General features: G+C 75.3%; 11 protein-coding genes. 4 read left to right on the forward strand and 7 right to left on the reverse strand.

Annotation, left to right across the window (positions count from 1 at the left end):
- Positions 1-105: 105 nt before the first annotated feature.
- Both LG943_RS12000 and LG943_RS12005 read left to right on the forward strand, forming a co-directional pair.
- Positions 106-1,056 (forward strand): SDR family NAD(P)-dependent oxidoreductase, encoded by a 951-nt coding sequence (locus LG943_RS12000; protein WP_270072328.1) that lies wholly within the window; start codon positions 106-108, stop codon positions 1,054-1,056.
- Positions 1,057-1,072: 16 nt separating this feature from the next.
- Positions 1,073-1,993: an SDR family NAD(P)-dependent oxidoreductase gene (locus tag LG943_RS12005; RefSeq protein ID WP_270072329.1), complete on the forward strand. Its 921-nt coding sequence runs from the start codon at positions 1,073-1,075 to the stop codon at positions 1,991-1,993.
- A gap of 1,007 nt (positions 1,994-3,000) precedes the next feature.
- Here the strand turns inward: LG943_RS12005 and LG943_RS12010 are convergent.
- Both LG943_RS12010 and LG943_RS12015 read right to left on the reverse strand, forming a co-directional pair.
- Positions 3,001-3,786, reverse strand: coding sequence for a response regulator (locus LG943_RS12010; RefSeq protein WP_270072330.1), 786 nt, complete (start codon positions 3,784-3,786; stop codon positions 3,001-3,003).
- Positions 3,783-5,246 (reverse strand): sensor histidine kinase, encoded by a 1,464-nt coding sequence (locus LG943_RS12015; protein WP_270072331.1) that lies wholly within the window; start codon positions 5,244-5,246, stop codon positions 3,783-3,785. Before LG943_RS12015 ends, LG943_RS12010 begins: the two co-directional genes overlap by 4 nt.
- Positions 5,247-5,424: 178 nt before the next feature.
- Here LG943_RS12015 and LG943_RS12020 point away from each other — a divergent pair, with 178 nt between their 5' ends.
- Positions 5,425-6,483 carry a YqeB family protein gene (locus LG943_RS12020; protein ID WP_270072332.1) on the forward strand — a complete coding sequence of 353 codons (1,059 nt, stop codon included), beginning with the start codon at positions 5,425-5,427 and terminating at the stop codon, positions 6,481-6,483.
- Positions 6,484-6,930: 447 nt separating this feature from the next.
- Here LG943_RS12020 and LG943_RS12025 read toward each other — a convergent pair whose 3' ends face one another.
- From LG943_RS12025 to LG943_RS12035, 3 genes are all read right to left on the reverse strand, one after another.
- Complete coding sequence (locus LG943_RS12025) at positions 6,931-7,569, reverse strand: LuxR C-terminal-related transcriptional regulator (protein ID WP_270072333.1); 639 nt, start codon at positions 7,567-7,569, stop codon at positions 6,931-6,933.
- Complete coding sequence (locus LG943_RS12030) at positions 7,557-8,813, reverse strand: sensor histidine kinase (RefSeq protein WP_270072334.1); 1,257 nt, start codon at positions 8,811-8,813, stop codon at positions 7,557-7,559. Before LG943_RS12030 ends, LG943_RS12025 begins: the two co-directional genes overlap by 13 nt.
- A 280-nt stretch (positions 8,814-9,093) precedes the next feature.
- Positions 9,094-10,554 (reverse strand): DHA2 family efflux MFS transporter permease subunit, encoded by a 1,461-nt coding sequence (locus LG943_RS12035; protein ID WP_270072335.1) that lies wholly within the window; start codon positions 10,552-10,554, stop codon positions 9,094-9,096.
- Between the two features lie 486 nt (positions 10,555-11,040).
- Here LG943_RS12035 and LG943_RS12040 point away from each other — a divergent pair, with 486 nt between their 5' ends.
- Positions 11,041-11,673 carry a TetR/AcrR family transcriptional regulator gene (locus LG943_RS12040; RefSeq protein ID WP_270072336.1) on the forward strand — a complete coding sequence of 211 codons (633 nt, stop codon included), beginning with the start codon at positions 11,041-11,043 and terminating at the stop codon, positions 11,671-11,673.
- Positions 11,674-11,734: 61 nt separating this feature from the next.
- Here the strand turns inward: LG943_RS12040 and LG943_RS12045 are convergent, their stop codons facing one another.
- On the reverse strand, positions 11,735-12,568 hold the full coding sequence (locus tag LG943_RS12045; RefSeq protein ID WP_270072337.1) for a VanZ family protein: 834 nt from the start codon (positions 12,566-12,568) through the stop codon (positions 11,735-11,737).
- A gap of 186 nt (positions 12,569-12,754) precedes the next feature.
- The gene (locus tag LG943_RS12050; protein WP_270072338.1) at positions 12,755-13,192 is read right to left on the reverse strand and encodes an SRPBCC family protein; all 438 of its coding nucleotides are present in this window, start codon (positions 13,190-13,192) and stop codon (positions 12,755-12,757) included.
- Positions 13,193-13,439: the final 247 nt, after the last annotated feature.

A 13,439-nucleotide genomic window follows, 5' to 3' on the forward strand; every position in this document is an offset into this window, starting at 1 on the left:
ACTAACACCATCTTGACATGCCCCGAACCACGGCTACCCTCTGAGATGTACATACCGACATGTCGGTACACACGTGTCGATTGACTGGAGAGAGAGGGCCTTCCCATGGCGGACGCCACCACGTCTGCGGCCGTGCTGATCACCGGGGCCACCGGCGGAGTCGGCACCGAGGCCGTCCGCGCGCTGACCGCGAAGGGCTTCCGCGTCTACGCTGCGGCCCGCAACCCCGACGCGGTCCAGCGCGGCACCGGCGTGCACCCGGTGCGGCTCGACGTCACCGACCCCGCGAGCGTCGCCGCGGCAGCCGCCGAGCTTCGCGCCCAGGGCGTCACGTCACTGCGCGCCGTCGTCAACAACGCGGGCGTCATCGTCCAGGGGCCGCTGGAGGTCGTGCCCGACGACGAACTGCACCGCCAGTTCGACGTCAACGTCTACGGCCCCGCCCGCGTCATCCGCGCGTTCCTGCCCCTGCTGCGGGCCGGGCGCGGCCGCGTCGTCAACGTCACCGCCGGAACCGCCCGCCTGGCCGCCCCCTTCCTCGCCCCCATCTCGGCGAGCAAGGCCGCGCTCCAGTCCATCTCCGACGCGCTGCGGGTGGAGCTGGCGCACCTGGGCGTGGACGTGGTCGTCGTGGAACCCGGCACGATGGACACCCCCATCTTCGCCACCGCCGCCGCGGCCGCCGCCAAGGCGCAGGCCGGGGCCGACCCCGCCGTGCTGGCGCTCTACCGCGACCAGGTCGCCGCCGTGGAGCGCATGCAGGCCAACGCCAAGCCCGGCCCGCCCCGGCTGGTCGCCGACGCGATCACCACCGCCGTCACCGCGTCCCGGCCCCGCGCCCGCTACAGCGTGGGCGGCGACACCCGCGTCCTGGGGCTGCTGGGATCGCTGCCCCTGCGCACCCGCGACCGCCTGGTCCGCCAGGTCATGGGCTTGGACCGGGCCGGTGCGACTGGAGCGGGGCACGCGGCCGGCGGGGCCGGGGCCAAGGGCGCCAGCGGTGTCAACGGCGCCAACGGTGTCAACGGCGCCGCCGACAGCGGCGCGGCCAGGTAGCCGGAGGTCCGCCGCCATGAGCCCGTCATCGGCCGCCTCGGCCGCCCCCGAGATCCGCCCGCGCACGATCGTGCTCGTCGGCGCCTCCTCGGGGATCGGCCGCCACGCCGCCCTGCGGCTCGGCCGCCAGGGACACCGCCTCATCCTCGTCGGGCGCGACACCCGGCGCGGGGAGTCCGTGGCCGCCGCCGTCAACGCCCGCGCGGGCGGCGCCCGCCCCGCCGTGTTCATCACCGGCGACGTCGCCACGCACGCCGGGATCGAGACGGTGGCCCGGCGGGTCGCCGACCTCACCGACCGGGTGGACACCCTCGTCAACAACGCCGGGGGCATGCTGCCCACCCGCCAGGTCACCGCCGAGGGCCACGAGATGAACTTCGCGGTGCACCACCTGGCGCCCTACACCATGACCGGGCTGCTGCTGCCGCTGCTGGAGCGCGGCGAGGGGCGCGTCGTCAACACCAACTCCGAGGGGCACCACACGACGCTGACCGGCATGCGGGTCACCCTGGACTTCGACGACCTGGAGAGCCGCCGTTACTCGATGTTCCAGGCGTACAGCCGGACCAAGCTGGCCAACCTGCTCTTCACCTACGAGTTCCACCGCCGCTTTCCCCGCTTCACGGTCGCGGCCCTGCACCCCGGGATGGTCAGCACCCGGCTGATCCGGGGAACGGGGCTGCGCAACCCGCCGCTGTGGCTGCTGTACCAGGCGATGCGGCCGACGCTGCTGCACCCCTCCCAGGGCGGCAGGCCGCTGGCGCACCTGGCCACCGCGCCCGGCATCGCCAACGGCCGCTACTACGACCGGTTCACCCCGCGCGCGTCGTCGGCCGCGTCGATGAACGAGGCCGACGCCCGGCGGCTCTGGGAGATCACCGAGTCCCTGCGGGGACCGCTGGACCCCCGCCGTCCGGCTCCGGGCGGAGGCGACTGAGGACGGCCGGGGGTGGGTGGGGGCGTGGGGGCGGGGGTTCGGGGGCGGCGCTCGCGGCCTCCAACTCCGGCCGCCCTCCCCTCTCCCGTCCCCGGTGGGACCCACCGCCGGGGACGGGGGGACGGGGACGGGGGCGGGGGCGGCAGGCGAGGTGAGGCGGTGGGCCGGGCGCGCGGCCATCGGCCAGCAGGGCGGATGGCCGAGGTTGGCTGAGGTGGCGTCGAGGCGCCGAGGGGAAGCGCCGACCCGAGCCCGTGAACACCGGTCCTCGGACGCTTGACCGAGGCAGCGACGCGGCGCCAAGGCGAGGCGCGGGGCCGGGCGCGCGGTCATCGTCCGCCGGGGCGGATGGTCGGGGAGGCGCCGGGCGCAGCGGGGTCCGTGGCCTCATCCGGGCGCGCAGTAGTCCTGCGGAGGGCCAGAGGGAGTCGAATCCGCATCTCGTCGGCGCGCGGCGCAGCGTTTCCTCATTTTTTGCCCCTTTTACCCCTAGCCAAGGCGGCCGCAGTGGCACTGGGGAAGCCTTTGGGAGGCTTCGGTGTCCACATTGCGAGACAACCCAGGGATGCGCGGCGCCCTTTTGTCTGTTATGCCCGCTTTCATGAGCGGCGAGATGCGCCTTTCGTTCGAGACGGCGACTCGTAGCCGCACCTCGTCGCAAATGAGGCCGTTTCTGTCTCACCGCGTGAGATTCCAGAGGGTTCGTGACGCATTCGTCCCGGTTTGGGAATGGGGTGGCCAACGGGAATCGCCGACAGGCCGAACCGGTCCCGCCCACCCGGGCCGCCCGCCGCCCTCGGCGCCCCGTCGGGCACCTCAACCACGGGCGCGCGACCCGATGACCGCCCGCCCCGAGCGTCCGCCGCCGTCGCTGCCGCCGTCGCCCGCGCCGACCACCGGTGCGGGAGCCGTTGAACGCCTGCCGGGGCCACCGGCTGCCGTCGCCGCTCCGTCGCCAACCCCGACCACTGGCGCGCGGGCCGATGACCGCCCGCCCCGAGCCAGCCCTAGCGCCCGTCCTCCTCCACCCACCCCGCGTCGTGGACCAGCAGGGCTACCTGCACGCGGTTGGACAGGCCCAGCTTGGCGAGGATCCGCGAGACGTGCGTCTTCACCGTCGGCACGCTCAGGTGCAGTGACGCGCTGATCTCCGCGTTGGACGCGCCCGCGCCGACCGCCGTCGCCACGTCCCGCTCCCGGTCGTTCAGTTGCGCCAGCCGCTCCCGCGCCCGCGCGCGGCGGCGGTCCTCCTCCGCCGCCGGTCCCGCCGCGCGGGCGATCAGGCGGCGGATCACCGGCGGCGACAGCACCGGCTCGCCGCGCGCCACCCGCCGCACCGCCTCCACGATCTCCGCCGGAGGCGTGTCCTTCAGCACGAACCCCGCCGCACCGGCGCGCAGGGCGCGCAGCACGTGCTCGTCGGCGTCGAAGGTCGTCAGCACCACCACCTCGGGCGCGCTCCCCCGCGCCCGCAGCGCCTCCGTGGCCGCCAGTCCGTCCACCACCGGCATCCGGATGTCCATCAGCACGACGTCGGGCCGGTGCCGCTCCACCAGCGCGGGCACCTCCGAGCCGTCGCCCGCCTCACCCACCACCGCCAGGTCGGGGGCGCCGCCCAGCATCATCGCCAGCCCCGCGCGCAGCAGCGGGTCGTCGTCCACGATGGCGACGCGGACGGGCTCGCCGGGCGGCGGCGCGGGCGTCGCCCCGGACGGCGCTCCGCCCCCGGCCCCGGTGCCGGAGCCCGACTCGGAATCGGATGCGGGGGAAGAGGCGGCGGAGGAGTCGGTCATGCGGGCCAGGGTAGCCAGGCCGCCAGCTCGAACCCGCCCTCTCCGTCGGGTCCGTGGGAAAGGCGCCCGCCCGCCAGCGACACCCGCTCCGCCAACCCGATGAGGCCCTGGCCCCCGCCGGGGACACCGGAACCCCCGGCGGGCGGCGCCGACACCCCCGAGCCCCGGCCCGGCTCTGGATCCGCCCTCCGACCCGGCCCTCCGCCCGGCACGCCGACCGCCCTCATCCCGTCCGGCCCCCCGGCCGGAGCCGCCGCGTTGCGGACCTCCACCTCCAGCCCCTCACCGGCCGCGCCGCGCAGCGACACCCGCACCGGCGCGCCGGGCGCGTGCCGACGGGCGTTGGTCAGCCCCTCCTGCACGATCCGGTACGCCGTGCGCCCCACCGTGTCGGGCGCGCGCCCCGCCACCTCCTCCACCAGCGTCACCGGTGTCCCCGCCTCCACCGACTCCGCCACCAGGCTCCGCACGTCGGCCAGCGTCGGCTGCGGCAGCTCGCCCACCGGCGCCCGCAGCACCCCGATGACCTCCCGCAGGTCCTGCAACGCCTGGTGCGCGCTGCCCCGGATCACCGCCGCCGCCCGCGCGACCTCCTCGGCGGGCGCGTCGGGGCGGTACTCCAGCGCCCCCGCGTGCACGCTCAGCAGCGACAACCGGTGCCCCAGGACGTCGTGCATCTCCCGGGCGATCTGCTCGCGCGCCCGCATCTGCGCCTGCTCGGCCCGCAACTGCGCCTCGGCCTCGGCGCGCACCGCCCGCTCGCGCAGCGACACCACCAACTGCCTGCGGTGGCGGACCATCATCCCCCAGCCGAGCACCGCCAGCACCGTGATCGCGGTGAACCCCACGATCCACAGCATGTCGCTTTCGGGCGCGCGGACATCGCTCCGCAGCAGCAGGTACAGCCCGAAGTACAGCGCCTGGGCGACGATGACGGCGACGCCCACGGGCGCGGCGACCTTGGCGGGCCGGTGCACCGCCAGCGTGAACAGCGCCACGAACTGGGCGCCGTCGGCGAGCGTGGCGTAGGACGACAGCGGGATGAGCCCCAGCGCCAGCCCCACCGGCCAGCGGCGGCGCAGCCACAGCGCGGCGCACGCGAGCACGCACACGGTCTGCTCGCGAACCAGCGCCACGTCGGAGACCTGGGGGTCCTCCTCCAGCGCGATCGCCCACGCCAGGCCGTAGAGCACCGCGACCGCGAACAGGGCGATGTCCACGACCCACTCGCGCGGGCCGCGCCGCCGCCGCGCCCCCGAGGGGGAGGCGGGGGTGGTGAGGGGGCCGTTCGCGGTCGTGCCCGTTGTCGCCGACGTGGGCGTGGTGGCGGTCGGGTCCGTGGTCGCGGTGGCGCCCATGGCACTCGTGGCGCTCGCGGCGCTCGCGGCGCTCGCGGCGGCGGCCCGGCCGCCGGGCCGGTGGTCCGGGGAGGGCGAGGAAGAGGGCGCGGAGCCGTCCATACCAGCGAACCTACTCGCCGAGCGGGCGGATGCGGCGCCTCCGGGCCCGATCGACGACCGAAGTCGCGGCCCGGGGCGACCTTCGTCGCACGGCGGCGCGCGAGGTCGATGCCGTCGTCGCGAAGCCCGATACCGGCGGCCGACGCGCCGGAGGCGGGGCGGCGCCTAGCGTCGAGGCATGGCACGAGTCGTGCAGGTCATCGGCCTGGTGGTCTTCCTGCTCGGCGCGGGCGGGCTGGCCGACCACCTCGGTCCGCGCGCGTGGGAGGGCGTGTTCCTCCTCAACCGGGTGCCGCTGCTGGCCGGATACGAGGTCTTCGCCAACGCGTCGGTGGCGATCGCCGGAGCCGCCGTGGTCGTCGCCGTCGACCGGCTGAGGGCGGCGGCGCGCGAGGAGGAGGGCGCGGGGGCGCGGGCCGCAGCCAAGGCCGGAGCGGATGCCGAAGCGGCGGGCGGCGGGGCGGGCGCCGGGAGGCGAACCAATGGATCGGATGGCCCGGACGGGCCGGACGGAGGGGCACGGGAGATGAGTCCGCGAGCGAGGTCGGCGCCGAACGCCACGGTGGTCGGCGCGCCTGTCGGTGAACGGCTGCTGATGTGGGGCGGGCTCCCGCTGGTGGGAGGCGTGCTCGGTGCACTGCTCAACCCACTGGCCGAATGGGCGCTGACCCTGCCGTGGGCGCCGTTTGAAGGCCCGATACGCCTGATCACCTCGATCCCCGACCTGCCCGCCACGATCGGCGGCGCGGTGGTGGGGGTGGTGGCGGGGCTGGTGCTCGCCATGATCGGCGAGAGCGAGGCCGGAACGGTCACCGTCACGGACCACGAGGCGTCCGTGACGGCCAACGGCCGCACACGGACCGCGCCGCGCGGGCAGGTCCGCGCGGTGTTCAAGGACGGCAAGCGGCTGGTCCTGCTGGGCGCGCGAGGTGAAGAAGTGGCGGGCGGCGTCGTCGCCCTGAAGCCGCACCGGCTGGCGAAGGCGTTCCGGGCCCACGCCTACCCGTGGCGCGACGACGGCGACCCCCACGCCGAGGACTTCCGCCGCTGGGTCCCCGGCCTGCCGGAACTGTCGGTGGGAGCCCACGCGCTCTTCGCCGCCCGAGCCAAGGCTCTGGAAAAGGACCAGTCCTCGGACGCGGAGGATTTGCGCGAGGAAATCAACGCCTTGGGAATCGTGGTGCGCGACATGAACAAGCGCCAGTACTTCCGCCGGGTGGCTGATACCGGTGAGTAGGACGCCATGGGGGGAACGGCGTCACCGTGGGAATGTACGGTGTGGCAAGCGATGTGAGAGGAAGTCAGTTCCTGGCCGCGACAGGCGTATATGACCTCCCATTCGGTCTCAAACGCATAACGCCGCACTGTTCCCCCACGTCACGAAGAGTGCGCCCCGCACCTGCGGGGATGGTCCCGCCAAGTAACCGGCCCCGGAGGTCACCCATGGGTGCGCCCCGCACCTGCGGGGATGGTCCCGTGGATTCCAGCGGAGAAACTACGCCCGGGCCGTGCGCCCCGCACCTGCGGGGATGGCCCCGCGCGGGACATCATCATTGAGGCGTCGGACGAGTGCTCCCCGCACCTGCAGGGATGGTCCGCTGCTGGACTCCTGGGACGGTCTGGTACAGAGGTGCTCCCCGCACTGCGGGGATGGCCCACGGCACCTCCGCCTCGTGCGCCCCCGCTACGCGTCCAGGTACGTCAGCACCGCCCTGACTCGGCGGTGGCCCGAATCTCCCGGGTCCAGGTCCAGCTTGGCGAAGATGTTGCCGATGTGCTTGTGCACGGCTCGTTCCGTCACCACCAGTTTTGCGGCGATCTCGGCGTTGCTCAGCCCTTGGGCCATCTGCTCCAGGACCTCCCGCTCCCTCGCCGTCAGGCGGGTGAGGGGGCTGTCCCGACGCACCAGCAATTGGCCGATCACGTCCGGGTCGATCGCCGTTCCTCCGGCCGCCACCCGCTTCAGCGCGTCGATGAAGTCGCCCACCCGGCTTACCCGGTCCTTGAGGAGGTAGCCCACCCCGCCCCGGCCGTCCGACAGCAGTTCTCGGGCGTAGACCTGCTCCACGTACTGCGAGAACACCAGCACCGGCAGCCCCGGCACCAGGCGGCGGGCGGCCAGGGCCGCCTGCACCCCCTCGTCGCGGAACGTCGGCGGCAGCCGGATGTCGACCACCGCAGCGTCCGTGCCGCCCTCCTCCACGATCTTCAGGAACGGCGCGGCCTGGTCCACCGTCGCCACCACCTCGAACCCCGAGGTACTCAGCAGCAGGTTCAGGCCCTCGGCCAGCACCGCGCTGTCCTCCACGATCACGACCCGCACGGCAGCAACGCCTCCACTCTCGTCGGTCCCCCCGCAGGGCTGACCACGGTGAACTCCCCGTCCAGCGCCGCCACGCGGCGCCGCATCCCGCCCACTCCCGTGCCGCTGCCCTCCTCCACCCCGCCGCGCCCGTCGTCGGTGACCGCGATCCGCAGCCACCCCCCGATCCGCGACAGGCTGATCTCCGCCCGCGACGCCTCCGCGTGCTTGGCGACGTTGGTCAGCGCCTCCGCCACCAGGTGGTAGGCGGTGGCCTCCACCGACGCGGGCACCGCGCCCAGGTCGTCCACCGACACCGTCGCGGGCACGACGCTGCGCGCCGCCAGCGCCTCCACCGCCCCCACCAGCCCCCGGTCCGACAGGACCGGCGGGTAGATCGTGCGGATGACCTGCCGCAGCTCCGTCATCGCCTCCTCGGCGCCCGACTGCGCCTCGGCGAGCAGCCGCGCCGCCTGCTCGGGGTCCTCGTCGATGCGGCTGCGCGCCAGTCCCAGGCGCATCGCCAGCGCCACCAGCCGCGCCTGGGTGCCGTCGTGCAGGTCGCGCTCGATCCGCCGCAGCTCGGCGGCGTGGGCGTCCAGCGCCCCCGCGCGGGTGTGGCTCAGCGTCTCCACCCGCTCGGCCAACCGGTCCACCCGGGACCGCCCCAGCAGGGCCGCCGCGACGGTCGCGTGCAGCCGCGCCAGCGGCCTCGCCCCCCACAGCAGCAGCGCCGACAGCACCGTGAACTGCACCGCCCCCAGGAGCAGCGCCGACGGCCAGTCGGAGACCGGCCGCAGCGCCAGCGTCGCCGGCTCGCCGTCGGGCGCCATCCACCACAGCGCCGTCTGGAGCAGCGTGCTGGGCACACCCACCAGCGCCACCATGCCGATGAGGCCCAGCGCCACGCCGGCGACCGCCTGCCAGACCAGCCAGGCCACCTCCCGCAGGGTGACCGTGTCCAGCAGCGTGGCCCGCAGCCGCGCGCCGAACCCGGCGGGCAGCGGCCGGTGGCGGGGCGGGATCACCCGCCCCAGGAAGCTGCCGGTGCGGCGCCGCTCCGCGTCGGCCCACCGGCGCACCAGCGACAGGTGCACCGGCAGCACGATGAGGCCCGCGCCCGCCACGGCGACGAGCGCCACCGACACCAGGAGCGTCGCCAGGATCAGCAGCGACACCAGGCCGGTGCCCAGGCCGACGCTCAGGTAGAGCGCCGCCCGCGTGCCCTTCTCGGCACGCTCGGTGAGGCGGAGGAACGGCAACATGTCAGGCATTATCTCGGCCTGCGGCGCCCGCCGCAGTGCAGCAGGCTCCACCATCGGCGCGGGTACCTGGGACCGGTCACCCGGGAGGACCGGAATGAACCGGGGGGAAGGCGGATGCGTCGGCGCCTGAGGGGCGATGCTCGGCGCTGGATGCCGGTTGCCGGATACCGCTCCTCGTCGGCTCTCCCATCGGCCTTCCGCCTGCGGACCGGTGCGGGGACGGCCGAGTCCGCTGACGGGGACCCCTCAGGCCGGTGAGGAAGGGGCGCCGCGTGGCTCCTCACCGGTCGGCCCTCTCCCCTCGACTCTCCGCTGCCGGGCCGGGGCCGCCGCGCCGCAGTGCGGCGGCGGTGAGCGCGGCCAGCAGTGCGACCGCCGTCAGCGCCGCGAACCCGATCGCGTACCCCTGCGGGCCGCCGCCGCCCGCGACCACCACCAGCACCACGCCCGCCGAGCCGAGCGCCCCGCCCACCCGCTGGGAGATGGTGACCAGGGTCGCGGCGTCGCCCACCCGCTCCGGCGGGGCCGCGCCGTAGGCGGCGGTGACCGCCGGCATCTGCGCCAGCGCCATCCCCACGCCCCGCACCACCAGCACCGCCGCCAGCGCGGCGGTCGGCAGCGCGCCCGCCGGTCCCGGCACCAGGACGGCGGCGGTGGCGGCGGCCAGCAGCACGGCGCCCACGACGCTGACCGCGCGCGGCCCCCGGCGGTCCGTCAGCGCCCCGCCCGCGTACAGGGCGGCGGCGCTGCCCAGCCCCATCGCCAGGAGCAGCAGCCCCGCCTCGGTTCCGCCGCGCCCCGTCTGGGGCAGGTAGACCGCGAGCAGCAGCAGGCCGCCGTACATCGCCGCCCCCGTGAGGGTGGTGGTCGCCGTCGCGGCGGCGAACGCCGGGCGCCGCAGCAGCCGCAGGTCCAGCAGCGGGGACGCGGTGCGCACCGACGTCACCGCGAACACCGCCGTCAGCACCGCGCCCGACGCGGCGGCGAGCAGCGGCACGGGCGCGGCGCCGCCCGCGCCGACCTCGGTGGCGCCGTAGAGCAGCAGCGGCAGCCCGCAGCCGAGCAGCAGCAGGCCCGGCCAGTCCAGGCGGCGGGAGCGGTCCGCCCGGCCGGCCGGCACAAGCGCGCGGGCCGCCGCCAGCGCCGCGATCCCCACCGGCACGTTGATCGCGAACACCCACCGCCACGACACCGCCTCCACCAGCAGGCCGCCCACTGCGGGCCCCACCGCCGGGCCGAGGCTGACCACCACGCCCAGCGCCCCCATCAGCCGCCCCAGGCGCTCGGCCCCCGCCTCGGAGGCGATCACCGCCTGCCCGGCGGGCACCATGGCCCCGGCCGCCAGGCCCTGGACCGCGCGGGCGGCGATGAGCGCCGCCGGGCCGGTCGCCAGCGCGCACAGCGCCGAGGCGGCCGTGAATACGGCCAGCGACACCGCCCACACCCGCCCGTGGCCGAACCGGTCCCCCAGCCAGCCGGCGGCCGGAAGCGAGACCGCGCCCGCGACCAGGTACCCGGTCGCCACCCACTGCACCAGCGCGAGGGTGCTCCCGAACTCCGCGCGGACCGGCTCCAGGGCCAGGTTGGCGACCGTGGAGTCGAGCATGGCCATGAACGCGCCCGAACCGGTGACGGCGGCCGTCCACCAGATGCGCGCGGGGATGGGAGCGGCGCCGGACCGGCCGGGACGGGAACCGGAACCGGAGGTGCTGCCGGGGCGGCGCGGTGATCGGGATGCCATGGCGCGGCGGGTCCTTCCGTGGTCGGGCGTCGGTGCGGGGACTCTTTATGATACGTGCGTATCATAAAGCCGTCGCGGCATCTCCGGCTTGCGCCGCACGCTCTCCCGAGCGCAGAGACGCAGGTCAGAGAGCCTTGGGCCGTGTGGACGCCTTCCGCCAGCCCGATGGCTGGAGCGTGCGGGCGCAGGCGCGAGGTCGACGGACCGGAGGGACTCGACGGCACGGCGGCGCGGGATCACCCGTTCGGCGAGCCGCCGGTTCACTGCGGCGGCCGGGCGTTGGAGAAGGCCGATCAGCAGGCCGCGCTCCGCCGGGGAGGACCGGTGACCGGGTGAACGCCCCGACGCGGCAGGACCAAGACCGCGCACCCGGCGCGGAAGGACGGCACGCCCCCGACCGCTGAGGCGCGGGGTGGGCATCCTCACGGGCGCGGACCTGGCCGCCAAGATCGGGAGCCGGTCCGGGGGATGGGGGACAATCGGAGGATGCCCCGGACCGCCGACCACGCGCAGCGCCGCACCCAGATCATCGAGGGGCTGCTGCGCGTCGCGGGACGCGACGGGCTGCACGCCGTCACCATGCGCTCGGTGGCCGCCGAGGCCGGGGTCTCACTGCGGCTGGTGCAGTACTACTTCCACAGCAAGGGCCGCCTGGTGAACGCCGCCCTCACCCACCTCGAGGAGCAGAGCAACCGGCGCTGGGCCGAGCGCGTGGCGCGTGACCCCGAGGGGTCCGTTCGGGCCGCCGTCGAGGGGTTCCTCGCCGAGGCGCTGCCCACCGACGAGCACACCCGCGTGTTCCATCTCGTCTTCACCTCGTTCGCCGTGCTCGCCATGACCGACCCCGGCCTCGCCGACCAGCCGTTCGTCGCCGGCACCGACCGGCTGGAGCGCCGCCTCGCCGACCTCATGGCCCGCGCCCGCGACGGCGGCGAACTCGCCACCGGGCTGGACCCCGGCACCGAGGCCGCCCGCCTGCTCGCCCTCACCCACGGCCTGGGCACCGACCTCCTCACCGGCAGGCGCACCCCCCAAGACGCCTCGGCGGTGCTCGCCTACCACCTGGACCGGGTGTTCACCGGCGCCTCCCCCGCCGGGCGCACCGGCCCCCACGACTAGCGGGGCCGGGGGCGGCCCCGCCCCCGGCCCCGCCTCCGCTCGGCGGCGCGGTGCCGCCGCGCTAGTCCTTGCCCAGGTCGTGGATGGCGCGCGACATGCGGCGACCGAGGAAGAGGTAGCCCAGCAGCGCGCCGGTGGTGTTGAGGATGACGTCGTCGATGTCGAACGCGCGGCCGGTGATGAGCGACCCCTGCACCACCTCGACCAGCAGCATCGCCACCGCCGCCATCAGCACGGTCCGCAGCACGCTGCGCGAACCCGGGAACAGCGTCGGCAGCAGCACCCCGAACGGCACCCCCAGCGCGATGTTCCCGCCGACCTGCTGGAGCGCCTCCCGCGCGGGCGCGTCCAGGTAGTGGCGCAGGGACCAGCCGGGTTGGAGGTTGGTGTGGGTCTGCTCGACCGCTCCGGGCATCGGGGTCAGCGTGAGCTGCCCCAGCACCACCGCGAACGCGACCATCGCCGCGAACGCCGCCATCACCGCCACCGCGCGCAGCAGGAAGTAGCCGAACCGCCGCAGGACCTCCCCCGCCGAGCGGCCACCGCCCGCCGGCTCCACCGGACCCGCCTGGGCCTTCGCGCTCCCCCCGGCCGCCGGCCGCGCCGATGCGCCGCGCGCCTTGCCCGCCGCGCCCGTGCGGGAGCCCGCCCTGGTCGTCGAACCGGCGCCGCGCGACCGGGTGCGGGTCGCCGTGCCCGGCCGCGCCTTGTCCCCGGACTTCCGGCCGACCGGCCCCTGGGCCATGGCCGTCTCCACCCGCTGCCCCGACTCGGTGGCCGTCGGACTTCCCGCCCGCTTCGGCACCGGGTCCGGTGCACCCCTGGCGGTCTCGGTGCTCCCGGCGTCCTCGGCGGAGCCGGCGGTGTCCTCGCTCTGTCCCTGGAAGCCCTTCACGACATCACACCCCACGGGTCTCGGTCGGCGCGTCGACGGGGGTGGCCGACGCGTAGCCAGTACCTACCGCGTGGGAACTCCCTCTAACTCCCGGGCGCGGGCGCCGGACCTCCCGCGACCGCCCCGGCGCCGCCCTCATGCCTGGTGAGGGCGGCCCCGGCACGGCCCCGGGGCGGGCCGGCCGGACTACGCCTTCGCGAGGTAGTCGGCGCAGGACTGCATCAGGAACTCGCTGCCCATCCGCGACATCTCGCACGCCTCGGCCGTGGCGCAGACCTGGTGGATCGTCAGCTCGGTCCGGCCGTCACCCAGGTCGCGGAAGTCCTCGTACATCAGCTCCGGCTCCTCGACCATGGGCACCTTGGTCGCCGTCACGATCCGGCGGTGCTCCTCGACCTCCGGGAACGTGCCGCTGATGGGGTGCACCTCACCGGTCGGCGTGACGATCTCCGCGCTGAACGAGCCGCCGGGCCGCACGTCCAGCTCCAGCGTCTCGCGCCGGGCGCCGAACACCGCGCAGAAGGGCTCCGGCGTGGACCAGACCTCCCACAGCTTCTCGACGGGGGCGTCGTAGACGCGGGTGAGGGTGTAGCTGTGCTCCCGGCCCTGAGTGCTCTCGGTCATGGTGTGCTCCCTCGCTGCCGTGCTCGTGCTGCTTTCACAGGGGTAGACGCGCGGGCGCTCCGAAACTCATCGCGCGCGCCGGACCTTATCTCCCACGGCCGGGCGGGGCGGGCCAGAGTCACACCGTGGCCGGATCCCGCCACCGCGTGGCCGGGGCCGGCTGGACCCGCTGGGCGTCCTGGACCGGCTCGCCGGACGGGCCGAGGCGCAACGCATCGAGGCCCGCGAGGGCAGGTAGCCGCCGTGA

Source organism: Streptomonospora mangrovi, assembly GCF_027604915.1.
Lineage (GTDB): Bacteria > Actinomycetota > Actinomycetes > Streptosporangiales > Streptosporangiaceae > Streptomonospora > Streptomonospora mangrovi.

Excerpts from the sequence above, each read along its gene's own strand:
- LG943_RS12000 (WP_270072328.1), top strand. The coding sequence starts at position 106 with ATGGCGGACGCCACCACGTCTGCGGCCGTGCTGATCACCGGGGCCACC.
- LG943_RS12005 (WP_270072329.1), top strand. The coding sequence starts at position 1,073 with ATGAGCCCGTCATCGGCCGCCTCGGCCGCCCCCGAGATCCGCCCGCGC.
- LG943_RS12010 (WP_270072330.1), bottom strand. The coding sequence starts at position 3,786 with ATGACCGACTCCTCCGCCGCCTCTTCCCCCGCATCCGATTCCGAGTCG.
- LG943_RS12015 (WP_270072331.1), bottom strand. The coding sequence starts at position 5,246 with ATGGACGGCTCCGCGCCCTCTTCCTCGCCCTCCCCGGACCACCGGCCC.
- LG943_RS12020 (WP_270072332.1), top strand. The coding sequence starts at position 5,425 with ATGGCACGAGTCGTGCAGGTCATCGGCCTGGTGGTCTTCCTGCTCGGC.
- LG943_RS12030 (WP_270072334.1), bottom strand. The coding sequence starts at position 8,813 with ATGTTGCCGTTCCTCCGCCTCACCGAGCGTGCCGAGAAGGGCACGCGG.
- LG943_RS12035 (WP_270072335.1), bottom strand. The coding sequence starts at position 10,554 with ATGGCATCCCGATCACCGCGCCGCCCCGGCAGCACCTCCGGTTCCGGT.
- LG943_RS12040 (WP_270072336.1), top strand. The coding sequence starts at position 11,041 with ATGCCCCGGACCGCCGACCACGCGCAGCGCCGCACCCAGATCATCGAG.
- LG943_RS12050 (WP_270072338.1), bottom strand. The coding sequence starts at position 13,192 with ATGACCGAGAGCACTCAGGGCCGGGAGCACAGCTACACCCTCACCCGC.